The 19708-nt window shown below is 68.9% G+C and carries 10 protein-coding genes; 3 read left to right on the forward strand and 7 right to left on the reverse strand.

What is annotated here, in order from left to right:
• Window positions 1-32 precede the first annotated feature (32 nt).
• Together AB0C76_RS20735 and AB0C76_RS20740 are read right to left on the reverse strand one after the other, a co-directional pair.
• The gene (locus tag AB0C76_RS20735) at window positions 33-1175 is read right to left on the reverse strand and encodes a hypothetical protein (RefSeq protein WP_359967226.1); all 1143 of its coding nucleotides are present in this window, start codon (window positions 1173-1175) and stop codon (window positions 33-35) included.
• 176 nt (window positions 1176-1351) lie between these two features.
• A complete protein-coding gene (locus AB0C76_RS20740; protein ID WP_359967228.1) occupies window positions 1352-1705 on the reverse strand; it encodes a hypothetical protein in 354 nt (117 codons plus the stop codon).
• 134 nt (window positions 1706-1839) lie between these two features.
• On the opposite strand from AB0C76_RS20740, the gene AB0C76_RS20745 reads away from it, so the two are divergent.
• Both AB0C76_RS20745 and AB0C76_RS20750 read left to right on the forward strand, forming a co-directional pair.
• On the forward strand, window positions 1840-2709 hold the full coding sequence (locus tag AB0C76_RS20745) for a helix-turn-helix transcriptional regulator (protein ID WP_359967231.1): 870 nt from the start codon (window positions 1840-1842) through the stop codon (window positions 2707-2709).
• Between the two features lie 11 nt (window positions 2710-2720).
• Window positions 2721-2918, forward strand: coding sequence for a DUF397 domain-containing protein (locus AB0C76_RS20750; RefSeq protein WP_359967234.1), 198 nt, complete (start codon window positions 2721-2723; stop codon window positions 2916-2918).
• 9 nt (window positions 2919-2927) lie between these two features.
• On the opposite strand, the gene AB0C76_RS20755 is transcribed toward AB0C76_RS20750, so the two are convergent.
• The 5 genes from AB0C76_RS20755 to AB0C76_RS20775 form a co-directional block, all read right to left on the reverse strand.
• Window positions 2928-3335 carry a hypothetical protein gene (locus tag AB0C76_RS20755; protein WP_359967237.1) on the reverse strand — a complete coding sequence of 136 codons (408 nt, stop codon included), beginning with the start codon at window positions 3333-3335 and terminating at the stop codon, window positions 2928-2930.
• 362 nt (window positions 3336-3697) lie between these two features.
• Complete coding sequence (locus tag AB0C76_RS20760) at window positions 3698-4258, reverse strand: hypothetical protein (protein ID WP_359967239.1); 561 nt, start codon at window positions 4256-4258, stop codon at window positions 3698-3700.
• Window positions 4255-8412, reverse strand: a complete 4158-nt coding sequence (locus AB0C76_RS20765; RefSeq protein ID WP_359967242.1) for a DNA methyltransferase — start codon at window positions 8410-8412, stop codon at window positions 4255-4257. Before AB0C76_RS20765 ends, AB0C76_RS20760 begins: the two co-directional genes overlap by 4 nt.
• Window positions 8412-11336 (reverse strand): DEAD/DEAH box helicase, encoded by a 2925-nt coding sequence (locus AB0C76_RS20770; RefSeq protein WP_359967245.1) that lies wholly within the window; start codon window positions 11334-11336, stop codon window positions 8412-8414. Before AB0C76_RS20770 ends, AB0C76_RS20765 begins: the two co-directional genes overlap by 1 nt.
• A 39-nt stretch (window positions 11337-11375) precedes the next feature.
• Window positions 11376-17687 (reverse strand): protein kinase, encoded by a 6312-nt coding sequence (locus AB0C76_RS20775; RefSeq protein WP_359967248.1) that lies wholly within the window; start codon window positions 17685-17687, stop codon window positions 11376-11378.
• Between the two features lie 256 nt (window positions 17688-17943).
• On the opposite strand from AB0C76_RS20775, the gene AB0C76_RS20780 reads away from it, so the two are divergent.
• Window positions 17944-19683 carry a sigma-70 family RNA polymerase sigma factor gene (locus tag AB0C76_RS20780; RefSeq protein ID WP_359967251.1) on the forward strand — a complete coding sequence of 580 codons (1740 nt, stop codon included), beginning with the start codon at window positions 17944-17946 and terminating at the stop codon, window positions 19681-19683.
• Window positions 19684-19708: the final 25 nt, after the last annotated feature.

Genomic DNA, 19708 nt, shown 5'->3' on the forward strand with positions numbered 1-19708 from the left:
GACGTCCAACCGTGCGAAGGCCTGCCCCTCCCTCACTCCAGCCAGCGATCTAGCTGGCCTCGCGCCGGGCGCCAGCTCGACTGGTCGAGGATGACCTCCCTGGCGAGGCCGTTGCAGGAGTGGAGACCGCGCCCCTCGGGATCGACCGCGAAGATGAAGGCCTTCGCCTGGTCCGCGAAGGCACATGCGGGCTTCGTGGCAGAGCTCTCCGACAGCACCATCAGGCGTCGCCCCTTGACGGCGGCCGCCCCGTACAACCGCTGCACGTCCCCGAGGCCCATGCTCTTCGAACGGTTCCACCACTCGATGTGGAAGGTCTCCGACTCAAGTCGGCTGCACGTGTCGTCCGGCACGACGTCCGCGAATCCCCTCCGGGCCAACTCCCTTGCCGCGCCTTCGACCAGAACCGAACGCGCTGGCCGGTCGGCCGCCTGCGACCGCTGCGCGGGCAGGCTGTCCCGGCCGACGGACCGCTCGGCCATGGTGGGGACATGGGGAAGGCGAGCCAGATCCGCGATGAGTCCCGCCAGCTTCGCCCGGTCGACGCGACCGGGCTCCACACCCGGGACGACGGACGGCTCACCGAACAGGAGTCCGCCCAAGTCGAGCCGCTGCCAGATCCCTCCCCCTTCGGCCCGGACGCTGGCGCTCCACCCCGACAACAGCTTGCGGGACACCCTGATCAAGCATCCCAGGCCCTGGACGAGGACGAAGTCCCCCTCGTCGTGCCCAAAGTACTTGGCCTTCGCACCTCGCTCGGCCTCCACCGCGCGACACCTGTTCTGCGCCACGGCCATCAGCACGTCCACTCCGCGGGCCGCCAGATCGTCCGCGAGCTCCACGATCTCGCCGGTCGCGGGCTCGTCCCACCGCCAGGGCGTCTGCTCTTGCGCGTATTCGAGCTCGGCCACAGCCCTGGCATGGAGAGCGTCCACAAGGACGTCCATGTCCGTGATGCCGGACCAGATGCGAGGCGGCTCGGAGGGCTTCGACCCCACGACCGCCCAGACCGGGGTGTAGTCGTACGGCTTGGCGAAGCGCACCAGGGCAAGGCCCACGAAACGGCCCCCGCTCAGCGGCACCGACAGGTGCAACGCCGGTGATTGCGGCACCTCAAGACGCCCAGCCAGATCGGGATGCCGTGTACGGAACCTCTCGCCGAGTGCCTCGAACATGAGGAGATTCCCCATCGCTGCAAGCATGTCACTCGAAGAGAAGCCCACAGCGGCCCCACTTTCCTGATGTATCGCCAGTATTGCTCCTGCCGAACCGGATGCTATCGCCGCCCACCGACGAACGACGGCCGCAGCCGGAGGACCTGACGGGACGGCTACGCCGGGCGCAGGCAAGCTCAGGCGGCGTCAGCCCGGTCGATCGCGGCGGCACCCGGCTGCGCGAGCCAAACCAGCCTGGCGGTGATCCCCGGCCGCCAGGCGAAATGACGCACGGCATGCTCGGGCGACGCGAGGGCCATCCGCGTTCGCCCGTCGATGCCGACGACGTGCGTCGGCCCGTCGCTGTCGACGAGCCCCCAGGCCACGACCCACCCGTCGGAGTCCGCGCCGCCATCGCCACACACCTGGACCACGGCGAACAGCCTGGGCGCCGTGTCGAGCACGAGCCCGCACAGCTCCTGGTCGAAGGAGATGGCGGCAGCCGACCCGGGCTTGGCCGGCCGGGGGTTTTGCGAGGGCGCAGCAGTCATGGAAGTCTCCAGCCTCAAGGCATGGTTGAACCAACAGGTCGCCACCTTCAGCGACCAACCCACTCCATACCGTAGCGTCATCCATGGCATAATTTCCATATAGCTCGTTGAAGACTTGCCAGATTGCCGTGGGGATGAACGAGAGGATCACCATGACATCGAGCGGTGCCCCGACCTTGCGGCAGCAGCGCCTTGGGCTTGAACTGCGCAAACTTCGCGAGAACGCTGGCCTCAGCTCAACTGCCGCCGCCACTCGTGTCGGAGTGAGCCAAGCCCACATGAGCCGAATCGAAGCAGGCCGCTACCCGGTGAGCGCGGAGCGAGTCCGCGCATTCGCTCGCGCGTACACCTGCACAGACCAGGATCTGATCGAGGCCCTCGCCGGCATGACTGGCAGGCGAGCTCGGGGATGGTGGGAGGAGTACCGCGACCTCCTGCCGCCGACCATGCTCGATCTTGCCGAAACGGAACACCACACCACGGCGATGCGTATCGCCTCGGTGATTCACATCCCCGGCCTGCTCCAGACCGCTGACCAGGCACGTGCGCTCGCCAGCTGCACCGTACCGCCCCTGGCGCCGCATGAGGTGGAACACAGGGTGTCGTACCGGATCAAACGGCAGGCCGTCCTCTACGGCCCGAAGGCGATCCCGCTCACGGCGATTGTCCATGAGGCAGCCTTGCGGATGGGATTCGGCGGGCCCGCAGTGGCCCGTGCACAGCACAGGCACCTCATCGAGGCGAGCACCAGCGAGAATGTCTCGGTTCGTGTGATTCCGTTCGGCGCCGGCACGTTCCCCGGCTCCGGGCAGTCCATCGTCTACTGCTCCGCGATCGTGCCCCAACTCGACACCGTGCAGCTCGACACGTATCACGGCTCCGAGTTCCTTGACGCCCAAGCGCAACTGGTGAAGTACCAGAAGGTTCTGGACCTCATGGAAGCCTGCGCCCTCAGCCGCGCCAAGTCACGTGATCTCATTGCCCGTATCGAAAAGGACACCTGAGAGGAAGTGCCATGTCAGCTCTCAACTGGCAGAAGTCCAGCTACAGCTCCGAGTCAGCGAACTGCATCTATCTCGCCGCCGCCCACGACGGCAGCATAAAGATCCGTGAGAGCGACGACCCTGACACGATCATCACCACCACCCCCGACAAGCTCAAGGCGTTCCTCTGCGGCGTGAGGGCAGGGGAGTTCGACCACCTCATCAAGTGACTCGCCCGGTCAGTCCTCCCACCAGCCGAGGCTCATGAGCAGCAAGAGCGCCGAGAGGACAGCCCCGAACCAGCCGATGCCAGAACCGACGCCGGCCTGGTCGAGGAACACTCGAAACGCGACAAGTCCCACGAACACTCCCCAGGTCGTCAGGGCAGAGCCGGGCGGCATGGACTGCGCCGTACCCATCCGCCGCCGGGAAACCCAGAGGCGCAACAGCCACACCACCATCCCCACGGCCACGAGCCGAACCGTGACCTCCGCCCACGGCGGGCCCGCGATCCTCCGGCCGAACCCCAGGAACACCGTCAGCGCGAACCAGCCGATCGGCAGCAGCCAGACCAAACGGGCCCGCGGCTCAGGAGACACGCCTCCCACAGCGGCAGCCGATCCGAGGTCCTGCGGCGCCGAGGACATCGGCGCACGCTGAGGCGGGACGAACGGGCGCGGCGCAGCCGGAAATCCGGCCGGACGCTGTCGTGCTGGTCCATGTGGAGACGGAGTTCCGCCTGGAGGACGAGAAGACGCTCCGCCATCTCGTCGAACTCGGAACGCCGGAGAACCGCAGCCGCCTCCGCCTCGGCCGCAGCAAAGCGGGATGTAGCTGCGGCGAGCAACCCAGCCTCGGCCCGTGCCGCGTTCGCCGCCCGTTCGGTTTCCTCCTTCTCGCGCCGGAGGTGCAGCCGCTCCTCAGCCATGATCTGATCCACGCGCATGCGCTCGTCCGCAGGAAGCTGCTGCGGCGCCCGGGCCTCGGCCCGGGCCATGGTCGCGTCCCGCTACTCCATCAAGGTCCGAGCCCGGTGCTCGCCGATGCCGTTGACGTGGACCTTGCCTCCACGGGTCCGGTGGATCCACACCACCGTCCCACCACGGCCGTTGGGCGCCTTCTCGTAGCTGATGCGGGTGAAGTCGGCGGCCGTGCGGATGCCTTGCCCAGCCAGATCGCGGACAAGCCCGTCACCGATGCCGTTGACCTCCTGCGGACCCAACAGGGATTTGGCGACCGCCCGATCGATGAACTGCCGGCGCAACGCCGCGAGCGTCTCCCTCTCGCGGCTTCCACGGCTCCCGTCAAGCGCGGCCAGCCGGCGTGCACCGGACTCCTGCGCCCGCCGGTGCGCGCCATCAGCTCGCCGAACCGCAGCGTCGTGCTTCTGCTGCACACGGGTACGGTCCCGCACTGCCCGGTTGCGCCGCCGCAGATCCGCCCGCTCGAACGCCGGCCGCCCGGCGAGCAACCGACGATGGGCAGCCACCGCCTGGACGAGTCTCCGCCGCTCGGCACGGACCTCGGCGGGGTTCGTGCCGGCGGGGGCAGCGGTCATGCCGTCGGTCAACGCGGCCTCTCCGCTACGGAGGCGGGGTGGCGGGGACCCTGGCCGGGGGGCGGGATGAGGGCCGATTCGAACGTGCTGCCGGTGCGCTGCGCCTCAGCGATGCGGTCATAGATGTCGAGGATCAATTCCTTCGTGCGATAGGAACCATGGGCAGCCTCGTCCTCACGCTTGACAACGGAGAATGTATCCATCACATAGGAAGCTTCGCTGCGATGGACGCCATAAAGATGGAACATGGCGGCATCCAGCTCAGCGCGAAGAACCTCACGCCTCCTCGTATCCCAGCGGTAGGGATCGCCACCCATATTAAGATCCTCGGCCAGAGAGGTGACATCGAACGCAGTAACACTAAGCTCCAGGACTCGATCACTTATCCACTGACCGACCGAGCGATCACCCGTCCAAGGTTCGACCTTCGCAGCAACATCCGGTCCGAGAACAGGGATCTGTCGCATAATGAAATACTTGAGGTGAGTACCTCCAACCTTCTGTCGCGCAACGTAATCAACTACGAAGGAAGCCATGCAGGAAAGCAGAATTACCGCCGCAGAAGCCCCGCTGGCGGGCAGCGCAAGAAGGGTTCCCCCTTCGAAAGCGGCATCAACTCGCGTAGCGGTTGCAATTAGCGTTCGAGCATCTGTAGCACGGCAGATATCGCGCCACCCGATGAACCAACCTCGACCCCACTCTCGCTGAGCGAGACGAGACCTAACCCCTGAGTCAAGAACCTCATTGCCCCTGCTATCCAACTTGCCCGTCGGCACATCGAATTCTGGGACCCAATAACGCGGTAGTGGAGCGAATGACGGATCGTCATGCTGCTCCGGCGTCACCCGGGGCAGGGTGCCCATGTTGGCCTGAGCCTCCGTCTGACCTTCGTAAGTGCCGAGGCGGTGGTCGTAGTGATGGAGCATTTTGGCTTCGCAGAGCGGCAGGTAGCGACGGCTGTCCTTGACGAAGATGTTGCCGGTGAGCTCCCAGCCTCCCGCCTCAAGCTGGTCCTTGGTGCGGAAGAGACGGGAGTCGTTCGACATATGGAACATCGTCATGAACGACAGACCCCACGGGTTGCTTCCGCCCTGCCCGTTCTCGTCGGGCTCCCGGATGAGCACGGGGACCCGGCGATAGATACCGAGGGTGATCTCCGCGTCACGGCGGGTTCGGAAGAGCGGGAGCGTACCCGTGTTCGGGTTTACCAGCAGGATCTCCTCAGGCGGCATCGCGAAGCGGCGGTCGTCCAGGTCCTCGATGTATCGGGTACCGAAGGCGAAAGAGGCCTCCCGCACGCGCTCGCCGATGCCGGTCACGGTCAGCAGGGCGAACCTGACGGAGTGATGCACGTCCCGGCTGAGGATGAACGCCTCGTTCTCGAACTCCAGGAATGAAGCAAGTCGCGCCGTGCGCACCAGATCCGAAAAGAACGGCGCGGTGGTCGCGTCGGTTGCGATGCCGGTAGGCAGGACCAGTCCAAATCGACCGCGCGGGGCGATCATGAGGGACGCGGTCTCGGCGAAGACCGCATAAGTGTTGACGTCGCCCCGGCCGGCGAGCGGATAGCGCCCGGAGTTGCGGAGCAGGTGGCTGACGCCTTCGGACCGACGGCGGGCCGCAACGAAGTCGTCGTGCAGCTGGCGTTCCGTGTCCTCCTCGCTGTCCGCGAGCGCCTCGATCATCCGCTCACGCGCGGCCTTGTTCGACGCCTTCGCGATCTTCTCGTCACGGGTGGCGAAGAACTCCTGCTCCTGGAGCTTGACCCGTTCCCACGGCGGGTTTCCGAGCATGCAGCTGAACCCACCGGCCCAGCCTGTGCGCTGATCGGTTTCGACTGCGCCGGAACCGTCAGGGACGGTGAACACCTCGGGGAACTCAAGGTGCCAGTGGAAGAAGCGGTACTGCTCGCGCAGACGCAGGATCTCATCATGGGTCGCCTGGGAGGCTGCGTCGGCGTCGGGATTCTGCAGGGCCCGGAAGACATCGTGCGTAACGGCCTGCGGGGCACCCGGCACCTTCGGCCAGACGAAGGCGGCACACCACGCATCGGCGGCGTGCAGCGCCCGCACGTAAACGGCGGACTCCGACCACTCCGTGAAGGCGGACTCCTGTCGGCGAACGTCGGAGAGACTGTCCGACTTGGCCGTGGTGATGCTGCGCAGCCCCGATGCGAAGACGGTGTTGGCGATCTTCGGGCCGTCGCCGAGGTTGAGCAGCATGCTCTGGCCCGACCGCTCCTTGTCGTTCTGCTTCTCCAGCGACTTGGCGATCTTCTTGTCATCGCCTTCGATCGGCTTGAACGCGTCGTTCGGGATGCCGTCCAACAACAGTGCGGGAGTCGCGCCGATGAGGCCGTTCCCGTGCTTCACGTGCGCGTCGAGGAAGCTCAGCGCCTTGCCCGGCTCCAGGGCCTCCAGCCACAGCGACACCTTGGCCAGTTCCACGGCCATCGGGTTGAGGTCCACACCGTAGATGCAGCGGGCGACAACGTCGTGGAGGGCGGTGCGGACAGCGGCGACCGTCGGCTCCGGGTTCCGCTCGCGAACGGCCGCGACCCGCTTGGCGATGCGGCGGGCGGCGGCCACAAGGAAGTGGCCGGAGCCGCAAGCGGGGTCGCAGACCGTCAGAGCCAGCAACTCGTCGACGATGTCCTTCGCCGCATCGGGTCGACTGGCAGCAGTGGCCTTCTGCTCGCCGCGCTTGACGGCGTCATCGATGACCGGGTCGAGTGCCGAGTCGAGCAGGCAGTCGATCAGTGAGGACGGGGTGTAGTAGGAACCCGTCGTCTTCCGAGTGTTGCCGGCCAGCTCCACCAGCTCGAAGGTCCGGTCGGCCGCACTGTGCTGCGGAACGAGTTCGAGCAGGGACTCGTAGATGGAGCCCAGTTCCTCGGCGTCAAGGTGCCGGTAGTCGACCGCGCGCCAGCGCTTGGAGCCCGCATCCCGCACCTGCGACAGGTGGCGAACCGCCGTCAGCAGGTACTCGTTCGACAGGGAAAGGCCGTCCAGCGGGACGTCTGCGTCACTGTGCGTGAACAGGCCACCGAGGCCCGGCAGGCCGAGTTCCGGGCGACCGTTCTCGTCGCCCAGCGCGTCGAGCACGACCCGCAGAGCCTGCCACCGGTCGCCATGCGCGGTACCGCGCCTGCGCCGCGCGTGTTCGCGGAGCCGGGCCGAGGAGAAGTACGTGGCGTACCGCTCTCGTTCCTGCTCCCCCACCTCGGGCGCGTGCAGAACATCGCGGTCCTCGGCGACGAACAGGAAGAGCAGCCGATAGGCCAGGCGCAGCAGCGCATTGTGCAGATCCTGGGCCTTGAGGTTCTCGCGCAGAGCAGCGTTGTCGGGGTGGCGGAGGAAGCCCGTACCCAGGGTTGTGATGGCGTCCTGAACGCCCTTGCGGAGCTGGTCCAGGGCCCTGGTCCCGGAGGCGATGGCCTCCGTACGCCACTTCTCCAGTCGGCATGCCGAGGCCGCCGCGCCTTCCGCCACCTCGAAACGGGAGACGTGCAGCAGCCGGTAGAGCAGCACGAACTCGCTGAACAGCTCGCCGTCGAAGATCGACTCAAGGTCGAACTCGACATACGAGGCCGTCGCCAGGGCGCTGGAGTCACGAAGGAGCCGCAGCCGACGGCCGTTGGAGAGCACGCCCCACAGGTGCGCCTCGGTGCGGTTGAGGCACTCCTGGAGCATCGACTGCGGCGGGACGGTGCCGGCCCCACCGGGGCGCTTGTCGAGGTCGGTGTTCCAGGGCGTGAGGTGGATCAGGGCGTGCTGCCAGCGGTGGCTGACGTCGAAGGTCTTCGCCGCGTCACTGTCTGCGGTGATACCGGCAGCCCCAACAACCGTCAGCCGCCCGAAGCCCAGCTCCGCGAACAGCGGCTCCAGCCACTGCGCGACCGCGAGGCCCGTCGGGTCCGCAGCCGGAGCGCCCGTCTCGGCGTCCTCGGGGAGGCGCTTCCGAAGCTCACGCCAGACACCCTTGAGGTAGTCCCAGTGGCGTTCGGCGTCGTCGCGCACCGACCGCGAGCCGATGACACCGTAGTCGGCGGGCTTGGCGCCGGAGACGTCCTTGCCCTCGGCGATGCGGACCAGTATGTCGGCGGGCAGCAGCCCGCCCACCGTGTGGACGGCGGAGAAGACCTGGTTGCGGGTGGTGGCGGACATCAGGCGCCCTCTCCGGTCGAGGTGTTCGCGGGCAGATAGACGTAGGCGCCGAGTACGTCGGCGGGCTGCTGCGCACGCACGCGCAGGCCTCGGACGATCTCACCGGTCGCCTCGCGGACCCGGCGGTGGGAGGCGTCGAGGTCGGCGGCGAGCTGCTCGCCGTGCGACTCCAGGTAGCCCTGGACGTCCGGGAGTTGCCCCAGGATGCGGGTCATCGTCCGCTCGCCGAAGTGCACGTCGGTGTTGAGGGTGGCCTGGGCCCCGAGCAGGGCGAGAGCGTCCTTGTCCGGCAGCCAGACGGCGTTCTTCGGCGCGCCCTGGAAGGCAAGCAGCCGGGCGTCCTCGGCGACGATCTGCTTGTCCCCGCTCCGCGAGGGCAGCGTCAGGTGGAACCGGTAGCGCACCAGCAGCAGCGTCGTCCGAACCGACACCGCGTCCGTCGTCACGACGCCGCAGCGGCGCGCCGGCCGGCTGCCCTCGGCCAGCGTGTCAAGGGCGGCGTTGAGGACGTGGCCGGCCAGGGCGCCCACGACCGGGTCGGTGCGGACGAGCGCGGCCTCACCGCGACCGACCGCCGGGTCGGTGCGAAACGGGATCGGCCGCCCGGTCTCGACCGCGCCCCCGCCCACGACCGGGGCCAGGGCGTCGCGCAGCCCGGCCGGAGCTCCGGAGACCTCCGCCATGAAGTCCCCGCCCCCGGTGTCCCGGAGGACGGCACCGAGCGCGTTGAGGGAGTCCCGCACGAAGGTGCGGATCTCCCCCGCGCTGCCCAGGGCGTCACGGATCGCCGCGACCTCCCGCGCCACGTCCTGCGGGTGGATGGAGCGCTGGGCGAAACGGGACCGCGAGGTCTTCTCCCGCTCGGCGGCCGAGTTCCAGTCCTTCTCCAGCTCCGCGGCCTTCGCGTCGACCAGGTCGTCGACCGCGAACAGCCCCTCCTGCTGCCCTTCCCTCCCCCGCATCAGCAGCCACTCGACGATCGCGTCCGTCACACCTGCCGAGGTCTCGTCCGGCACGGAGACCGAGATGCCCAGGTCCTTCCTGATCTGCCGGTACTTCTTGATGAGGACTTCGAGCACCTTGCCGTCGATGCCGTTGTCGGCACCGTAGAGCGTTATGACGCGGACCTCGTCACGCTTCTGCCCGTACCGGTCGACACGCCCCTCGCGCTGGTCGTGGCGCGTCGGGTTCCAGGCGAGGTCATAGTGGACGACCGCGTCGAAGTGGTGCTGGAGGTTGACGCCCTCCGACAGGCAGTCGGTGGCGACCAGCACCCGGCGCGCCGCCAGGCTGTCCCCCGCCTCCTCGGCGAGCTTCTCGATGCGCTCGATGCGCTGCTGCGGCGAGAGGGTACCCGTCACGGCGGCCACCGTGGCCTTGACCCCGCCCTTCCCCTGGAGCGCCTCGGCCACGTACTCCGCCGTCGGGATGTATCGGCAGAAGACGATCGGGTTGTAGCCGTCGGCCAGCAGCGCCTTGAGATGCTTGATCAGCGCCTTGAGCTTGAGATCGTGCTCCGTGCCCTCCAGCCCCGCGGCCCGCTCCGCGAGCGCCGCCAGCCGGGCACCCGCGTCGTCCGTCTCGGCGCCGGGCGCGACGTCCAGCCCCTCCAGGGTGTCGCTGTCGGCGGAGTCGCTGGTGAGCGGCGCGCCGAGCCGGTCCGCCTCTTCCGCACTCGCGGCGACGGCGGTGGCGGAACGGGTGGTCAGGGTCTGGGAGGCGGCACGCGGAGAGGAGACCAGCGAGCGCAGCAGGGCGATCGCGGACCACCAGGCGATGCGGGCCTCGCGCTTGCCCTGCGCCCCGGCCGCTTCGACGCGGTCGCTGGCGTAGGCGATGGCGTCGTCGAGGAGAGCGCGGTAGGCCGGGGAGAGCTTGTAGGTCTCGTCCTTGAAGTAGCGGTCGGCGGGGAAGGCGGTCTTCTCGGCGAGGCTGTCGTCGCTGAGGCCGTCCTCCTTGGTCAGGTACTGCCGGATGTCGGCGCGCTTGCGCTGGACGAAGTGCCGGGCGAGCAGTTCGCGCCCGCGCTTGCTGTCCAGGTCGACGGTGGCCAGCTCGGGCTTCACCAGGCCCAGGAGGTTGCGGAAGGCGGACTCCTTGCCGCTGTGTGGCGTGGCGGTCACCAGCAGCAGGTGCCGGTCGGCGTCCTCGGCGACTCGGCGCAACAACTCGTACCGCAGCTGGTTCTGCGACGCCCGGCCGCCGGCTCCCCCGGTGTCGTCGGCGGCGACGCACGTGTGGGCTTCGTCGACGATGACCAGCTCAGGGCAGTGACGGACGAAGTCGTCGCGGTGGCGCGGGGACTTGATGAAGTCAGTGGACACCACGACGTTCGGGTACCGGTCGAACAGGGACTGCCCGAGGTCGAGGCCCCGCTCAAGGCGCGAAACCGTGGAGGAGAGCACGAGTTCGGCGTCGATGCCGAACTTGGTGCGCAGCTCGGCCTGCCACTGCTCGGCCAGCGCCGGCGAGCAGAGCACGGCCAGCCCCTTCGCCTCCCCCTGGGCGAGCAGTTCGCTCGCGATCAGGCCGGCCTCGACGGTCTTGCCGATGCCGACGTCGTCGGAGATCAGCAGCCGGACGGTCTTCTGCCGCAGGGCCATCAGCAGCGGAACGAGCTGGTACGCGCGCGGCTCGACGGCGATCCCGGCGAGGGAGCGGAACGGCCCGGCGCCGGAACGGAAGCCGATCCGCAGGGCGGAGCGGAGCAAGCCGGCGGCGCGCTGGTCGCCGAGGTCAGCCGGCGAGGGGGGAGCGAACTCGGCGCCCTTGACGTCCTCGAAGGCCGGGAAGACGGCGGCGATGTCGTCGTCGGAGCCGCCGAGGGGGCGCAGCACGAGCATGTCGGCCGCGCTCTCGGGCAGCACGACCCATTCGCGGCCGCGGGCGGTGACCAGGGAACCGGCGGAGTAGGTGGGTGTCATCAGGTGGATCCTCGTCGAGTGGTTCGTCGGTTCCGTGGGTCAGCTGGTCGGGTGGGCGGTGCCAAAGTATCGGGAGTGCCGGGCGACGATCGCGTCCCAGTCGCCGTCGGCGGGGAAGCGGATCACGTCCCAGGTGGCGTCGTAGAGGCGTTCTTCGGCGTCTTCGTCGCGCAGGGCCGTGGTCTCGGTGTCGTGGGCGTCGACGAAGACCGCGAGGTTGACGCCGGGGATCCGGTAGACGAAGTCCGCCATCGCGTTCGCCTCAGTGATCAGGGTCTGAGTCTCGTCAGGAAGACGCAGGCCGCGGTCCTTCAGCCATGTCACGAAGTCGCGCTCGAACGGGGTCAGTACGTCCACTGGCTCCGCCGCCTCGCCCGGCCGGCCCGTCGGCTCCGGGCTCTGCTCCGCGACCAGCCGCCGGAACTGCTCGCTGCGGGACTCGCCGCGCTCGTCGCGCTTCGCGACGGCGGAGGCGAAACGCAGCAGCAGGGCGGCGATCGTACGGCGGTCGATCAGCGCGTGGCTGAGTTGGTTGCCGTAGGTCAGCAGACACTCGTAGCAGCCGCGCGCACACTTGCGGTCCGGGTGGGGGCCGCCCTGGTCGACCCCGTCCTCGTCGAAGTGGCAGATCTCCAGCGCCTGGCGGGCAGCCTTGGCGAGCGCGTCCGGCTCCGACTGCAGGCGACGGAGCACGCCCGCCCCGCCCTCGGCGGCCTCCGTGAAGAGGAAGCGGTTGCGCGGGCCGTCGTTCGGCGGCAGGAGTTCGCTGTTGAGCTCGGAGTCCTCCAGTTCGAAGGCGGCTTCGATGCCGCGCTCCAGCGCATACATCAGGGTGAGCGCGATCGGCTCGGGCAGCGGCTCGTCGAGGGTGAGGACGAGGATGTTGCGGCGGTCCTCGACGTACGGGATGACGCGCTTCTTGCGGCGCTTCTCGTTGCCGTCGGCGTCGACGACCGGCAGTTCGCTGGAGTCACCGGAGGCGTCGGCCGCGTCGCGGTCGTTCATCCAGCGGCCGTCCGCGACGTCCAGCCAGTAGCCCGCCGGGTCGTCCTTCTTGGCGCGCAGCCGGCCCACGTTGGTGATCCGGACGGTCGCGGAGTCGCCGTAGGCCACGGCCGCGAGCGGACCGGAGCCGTCGGTGACCCTGGCGTCCTGGCGGCCCTTGCGGGTGCCGTGGTCCTGGAAGGCGTAGGAGGTCTCCAGCTTGTAGCCGGCCCGCCGGCGCTCCTCCTCGTCCGAGGAGATGCGTTCGCGGCGCTGGGTGTAGACGGTGTGCAGCTGGAGCAGGCCGTAGGTGGCCGCGCCGAGCGGCTCGTCGCACATCTGGCAGCGGTCGGCGCGCTCGCGCGGGTCGTGGTGGTAGCCGCAGTGGTCGCAGCGGCGGGCCTCGCTGGTGGTGATGTCCCCGGAGGCGTCCGGCGGGAGCTGGATGCGGGTGACCTGGTAGCGGGCGCCCTCGTGGTAGATCAGCGCACCGGGGCCGAACTCGCGGATGGCGAGGAAGCGGGGGCGCTGCAGGTAGTCGCCCTCGCCGCGGCGGCGCCCGGTGGTGGGGATGTACGCGGCGAGCGGCAGGCGGGGGAAGGAGTACCCCGGCAGGAAGCCCTCGGACGCCAGGTACCGGTAGGGGTTGAAGTCGGAGAGGACGGACTTGCTCTCCGCGCTCTCGTTCTTCAGCAGGTTGAGCTGGGTCTCGGCCTCCCTACGCCGGCCGACCGCGCGCCTGCGGTCGCCCTCGGTGAGGCTGTGGTCGAGGACCCGCTTGTTCTGGACGTACTGGTCGTCCAGCGCGGCCCGGTAGAGCTCGCGCCAGCGGTCGAAGGCGCGGTCGAACCGCTCGGCGACGGTACGGACCCGGTCCTCGATCCACCGCTCGTCCCACCACGTGGTCCGGGCGAACTCGGGCAGCAGAGGGCCGAGCACCTGGTAGGCGGCGGCGACGGTACGGGTCTGGGCGTCGGCGTCCCGCGAGGCGGCGTGGAGGTCGGGGTGCAGGTCGAGGGCCGGTTCGGGGCGGTCGCCGGTGTCGGGGTGGGAGATGTCGAGGACCTCGGTGATGGCCCGGCCGAGCTTCAGACCGGCCTCGGCCAGCCAGATGCCCTGGACGTGGGAGAGGACGAGGTCCTCGTTGGCGAGGTCGAGGCGGGGCGGCGCCACGGCGCCCGCCACCATGCGGTCGGAGTGGCGGAAGTAGTACTGGTCATGACTGTTCCCCGTGGAGCAGTACGTGGTGACCAGGGCGGGCTGCCCACTGCGGCCCGCGCGCCCGGAGCGCTGCGCGTAGTTGGCGGGCGTCGGCGGGACGTTGCGCATCATGACGGCGTTGAGCGAGGAGATGTCGACGCCCAGTTCCATCGTCGGCGAGCAGTAGAGCAGCTTCAACTCGGCCTTGCGGAAGGCCTCTTCGCGGCTCTCACGCTCGGTCGGATCGACCTGGGCGGTATGCTCGCGGGCGAAGAGCCCGGCCAGCTCGGTGGCCGCGTTGCGGTAGAGGTCGCGGAAGAAGGTGTTGACCCGGGGGCCGTCACCGCTGGCGTAGGTGCGGGTGAGCGGGTCATGGGCGCCCCGCTCGCCCTTGCCGGCGCGCCAGACGAGGGTCTGCGCCGCGACCCGGTAGCCGGTGACGGCCGGCCCGGCGGAGTGGCGGAAACGGCCGGACCGCTGGGGGGCCTGCGAGACCTCGCGGACCAGACCAGCCTTAGTCAGCACCTTCAGCAGCTGCTCGATGACGAGCTGGAGGTCGCCCTTGTCCAGCTCGCGGAAGGCCTTGTCCGTCCGGCGCAGGTACTTGCCGAACTTGCCCGCGGCGGACAGGAACAGGCCGGAACGGTCCAGACCGGGGCGGGAGGGCTGGGGGTAGGCGGTGCCGACCTTGGGGCTGTCGGACTTGGTCAGCACCCACGGGTCGATGAGGCGTTCCTCGCTCGCGCGCTGAAGGGAGTCGAAGTCGTCCCGGAAGTACTGCACGTCGATGGCGAGGGCGCGACGCATCTCGTCGAGGAGCGCCTTCGTGATCTCGGCTCGCAGGGCCGGGTCGGCGTCGCGCAGCGCCTGGTGGGTGCCCTCCCAGCGCTCCTGGTGGTCCGCGACCCACTGCAGGTCCTGGTAGCCGATCTCCAGCAGTCCGGTCTGCTCCAGGTTGGGCATGGTGATGCGCCAACCGCGTTCGAGATCCAGGTAGAGCCGGAAGGCGATCACGTCGCGCAGGGTCTTCGCCGCACTGCGGGCGAGGGAGGGCGGCAGGTCGGCGGCGTCGCCGGCGTAGTCGACCGGGTCCAGCGCGAGGGCGTTGGCGACCGCCGAAGCCAGGTCCTCGTGCTGGATGCCCTCTTCGCCGGCCTCGACGGCGGCTCGGTAGAGGGCACCGCGCACCTGGGTGACCTGCACGAAGTCGTTGAAGTGTCCGGCCTGCAGGGAGGCGTCCTGCCGGTTGTCCACGAAGGTGAGGAGCTTGCGCGCCTCCTTGTCCAGGGCCTCCTCCGGCACCGACTTCAACGAGCGGACCACGGAGGCGGAGATCAGCGAGGTCGCCGAGGAGCGTCCCTCCTGGCCGAGGGTGGCGAGCTTGGCGAAGTCCCGGCCGCGGGTCTGCTCGTACGAGACGCCGCAGTGCACGCAGAAGAGGAACGGGGAGGGGATGAAGGCGGCCTTCAGGTCTCCGTACCCTTCGGTGCCGAAGGGATCCACGGTGACGGCTCGCGGCACGCGTTCACGGTGCGTCCTGCGGACGACCTCCTGGCCGCGGTCGTCGATCTCCAGCCAGGACTCGGGGAGCCGGCGGTCCGCGATGGCGGCCTCGGTGTCGTGGGGCCACGGGCGGTCATGGTCGACGTAGAGGTAGCCGTCGCCGTGACGGCCGCCGGTCGCCGAGGTGTCGCGGCGCGCCTCGTACCGGACCTCGCCGTCCTTCTCGGTGCGCCACACCGTCAGGTACTCCTGGCCGCACTCGCGGCAGAAGGCGAGTGGCATCAGCAACTTCCCACCCGACTCGGGCTGTTCGAGCTGGTAGCCGCGGGTGAGGTGCCGGGAAAGCTTGTCCTCCAGCGTGGTGTAGACGGTGTCACCCTTGGAGAGGAACTGGTGCAACCGGAAGGCGAACAGCGGCCGCTCGGTGACGGGGTGGCGGGCCTGTGAACCGGCTTCCAGGGTGGTCCGAATCGCGGCGGCGCACTGCTCCACGGGCACACCGCTCTGCGCCGCGAGCTCCGCCGCGGCTTCCTCGATCTTCGCGGGCTTCTGACGGACGAGACGGCCGTCGGCCGGGTCGGTGGCGAGTCCGAAGCGGGTCTCGATCCAGCATGCGAGCGGGTCGCGGACGAGATCGCCGTAGGCCCTCGGTGCAGCCGGGGCCCTGAGGCGCTCGGAGGAAACGGTTGCCGGCACGTCATCGGTGGCCCGTACCAGGGTCTCCCCGATGACGTGCCGGGGATCGACCTTGACGCCGAAGAGCGTCGAGGCGACGTGCGCGACGACCTTCCGCTGGTCCCCGGCCGTGCCCTCTGTCGACATCGTCGCGGACGTACCGACACACTGAAGCCGGCCGGCCTCGCACGCCTCACGGACCCGGCGGATCAGCAGGGCAACATCGGCACCCTGGCGCCCGCGGTAGGTGTGCAGTTCGTCGAAGACCAGGAACTCCAGCCCGCGGGCCATCTTGACGAGGCTCTTGCGGTCATCGGGCCGCGTGAGCATCAGCTCCAGCATCACGTAGTTGGTGAGCAGGATGTCCGGCGGGTTGTCGCGGATCTCCTTACGGGCCGCGTCGTCCTCCTGACCGGTGTAGCGGGCGAAGGTGACGGGCTCGCGGCCCTTGCCGTAGCCGTCGCGGAGGTACTTCTCCAGCTCCTTGAGCTGGCTGTTGGCCAGGGCGTTCATCGGGTAGACGATGATCGCGCGGACCCGCTTGACGGCGGCCTGCCCCTCGGCCTGACGGTCCTTCAGGACCTTGTCGACGATCGGCACGATGTACCCGAGCGACTTGCCGGAGCCGGTTCCCGTGGTCAGTACGTACGAGGCGCCCGATTGCGCCGCTTCGAGCGCTTCGCGCTGGTGCTGATGCAAGGTCAACGGGCGGCCGTCGCAGACGGTACCACCCTCCGTCTTCTTCGCCTGGAAGATTCGCGCGCACTCCTCGTGCAGCACCTTTTGGCCCGCCAGCTCCAGGACGGTACCGCCACCGGCGAAGAACGGGTTCAACGACAGCCAGGGGTCCGGCCACTGAGACTTGGCGTCCAGGTCGTCCTCGACGAACGCGGCGATCCGATCATCGCGAATCACCGTCCCACCCTCGGTGAAGGAGCGATAATCATCGATCAGCTGGCGGTGGACACCGAAGACGTCCATACCCGTGGTGGCCACGGGAGTTGTGGGTGCCTCTGCTGCCTGCACCACGGGCCGTGCGGTGGCCGCGGACCGGGTGGCATGCAGGACCGGGACAGGGTCGAATGCGCCCCAGGTAGGGAGCTGCCGGGCGCCGCCGTCCCGGTCGACGAGGGGGAGGAGGGCGTCGCGGACGGCTACGGCGTCGGCAGGTCGGTCAACGGGCTGCTTTGCGAGAAGACGGTCGACCAGGCGGGCCAGCTCCGCGGGCACATCCTGCCGGATCAGGCGCACCGGAGTCGGGCTGTCCTCGATGTGCTTGCGCATCAGCTCGTACGCAGCCTCCCCGACGAAAGGGGCGACACCGGTGAGCATCTCGAAGAGCAGACAGCCCAGGGCGTACAGGTCGGCGGCCTGCGTCACCTGCTCGGCCTTGAACTGCTCGGGTGCCATGTACCGGGCGGTGCCGACCGCGACGCCGGTGCTGGTGAGCTTGGCATCCTCGGGGTCGTCGACGATTCGCCCCATGCCGAAGTCGAGGACCTTGACCACACCGCCCCTGGTGAGCATCACATTGGCGGGCTTGAGATCGCGGTGCACGATGCCGGCCGCGTGCGCGGCGGAGAGTCCGTCGGCGATCTGGGCACCGATCGCGGCGACCCAGGCAACGGGGAGCTGCCCTTCTTCCGCGATCAGGTCACGCAGGACCTCACCATCGAGGTACTCCATCGCGAGGTAGGGCAAGCCACCGTGGTCCTCATCCACGCCGCCGTCGATGAGGCGGCTGAGATGAGGGTGATCCAGGCGGCGCATGATGCGCACCTCGCGCGCAAAACGCTCGACCGCCTTGGCATCCCCATAGGTGTCCACAGCGACGCCGGAGCGGCGGCGGAGGATCGTCTTGACGGCGACAACGCGGTCCGGCCCGTCCGCGGGCGACGTCAGGTCCTCGGCCTTGTGAACTTCCCCCATGTTGCCGGCGCCGATCGCCCCCAACACGCGGAACCGGCCGCCGATCAGCTCCAGGCTCACTGCCACTCCTCCACACCCCGGATTAAGGACGCACCACGCCGTCTGCCGCTCCCCCACCCATGACGTGCCGCAGAGCGGCGAGCGGGGGCAACAGGAAGAACCGTACACGATTCCGGGGATCACGTACACCATGTACATAGTGCGTTGACGTCGCTAACAAACCATCGCTATCGTAACCGTGTGCATCGGGTCGCAGCCCGCAACGTACGCGCTCTCGAGGCCCCTGCGCCTTGCCTCCGTGTGAAGGGGTGGGAAGTTGGACCACCAGGTTCCGAGCCTGAAGGCCGCCCTCGGCAGGCTGTACGCCGAGCTTCAGACGAAGAAGGTGCGCGGGGTCGTGCCCTACCAGGTCTTCCGTACCGAGACGGAGGCGCTCGGGCTGAGCGAGGAAGCACGCGGTCGGCTAGCCGATGCCCTTACCGCGATGAACCTCCGGATCGGCGAACCGCCCCGCCGGGAGGCCGGGCGCGCACCCACGCAGTGGCTGGACGACTCCCCTCGCGTTGGCACGGCGCGCCGACTACTGAACCGCTTCGCCGACGACGCGGGCGTGGTCGACGCTCGGGCGTTAGCCGGGGTCGCCCGGCTGGCCGGCCTTTCGGCGGCCGAGGTCGAGCAGCTCAGATCCGGTACGCGTGTCGCGTCGCTACCTGGCGGCACCACGCCGGCACCACCCCCGCACAGCGCTCTCCCGGGAGTCGGCCTGTCGATCCCGGCGCAGGTTGCACCGATCGCGCCGGGCCACCTGGAGCAAGCCCTGGCCGCAGCCCGCAACGTGCTGACCGGCGACCGCTTCACCCTCCGTCCGGACAAGCGGCTCCTCACCGCGGAGGAGGAGGTGGGCCTGGCCGTACTTCTGCGCGGCGGGGTGCGGCGGGTGGGCATCGAACCGACCGACGAGGAACTGGCCGGGCTCCCGGCGACGAACGAACGACGGCAGGCACGGGATTGCCTGGTCATGCACAACATCAGGCTCGCCCACTCCGTCGCGCGGCAGTTCCTCAACCAGGGGCTGGAGTACGAGGACCTTGTACAGAACGGCATGCTCGGTCTGATACGAGCCGCCCGGAAGTTCGACCCCCACATGGGCTGCAAGTTCTCCACCTACGGCACCCAGTGGATCCGCCAGATGATCAGCCGGGCCATCGCCGACGAGGGCAGCGTCATCCGCATCCCCGTGCACATGCACGAGGTCGTCCAGAAGGTGGCCCGCGCCGAACGGACCCTGCTCTCCCGCGGCCTCTCGATCCGGGCCGCCGACGTGGCGGTGGCCTGCGACCTCCCGGTGACGAAGGTGGACGAGGCCCGGCGGCTCAGCCGCCGCACCGACTCGCTGGACCGGATCATCGGCGACGGTGTCCATCTCGGCGACCTCATCGAAGCCCGTAACGCAATCCCGGGTGTGGAGACCGCGGTCATCGGCACTCTGACCGAAGCAGAGCTGCACGCGGCCGTCGCCGCGCTTCCCGAGCGATTCGCCCACATCGTCACCCGGCGGTACGGGCTGGACGGACACGCCCCAGCCACCCTGGACGAGATCGGGAACGACCTCGATGTCACCCGGGAGCGGGTACGCCAGCTGGAGGTGAAGGTCAAGATCGTCTTGAAACTCGCCTTCGTGGACCCCACCGGCGCTCCGTACATCACACTGCGCCGGATGCTCACCGACGCGCGTCTCGACGCCGGGTCCTCCAACGCTGTACACGCGATCTCGAAGGACCTCGCCAGCCGGGACTGGTCCGCCGGCGTAAGCGCTCTGCAAAGCTTCCGCTCGCGTGAACGGTGCCGACTTCCCGGGCCGGACCACAAGGAACAGGAGTTCCCCCTGGGGAAGTGGCTCGACGAACAGCGTGAGATCGCCGGCGTCAACGGGACCGGGCTTCCCACCCATCGCCGGATCATCCTGGAATCTCTGGGCGTGACTTGGCAGCGACCGTCGCTACCCGCCCGGAAGCGGCTGGTGCCCCGCCCTGCCCGGCCAGCCGCGACACCGTGACCCCACCCCACCAGGGGCAGTACAG

Origin of the sequence: Kitasatospora sp. NPDC048722, assembly GCF_040650235.1 — a bacterium.
Lineage (GTDB): Bacteria > Actinomycetota > Actinomycetes > Streptomycetales > Streptomycetaceae > Kitasatospora.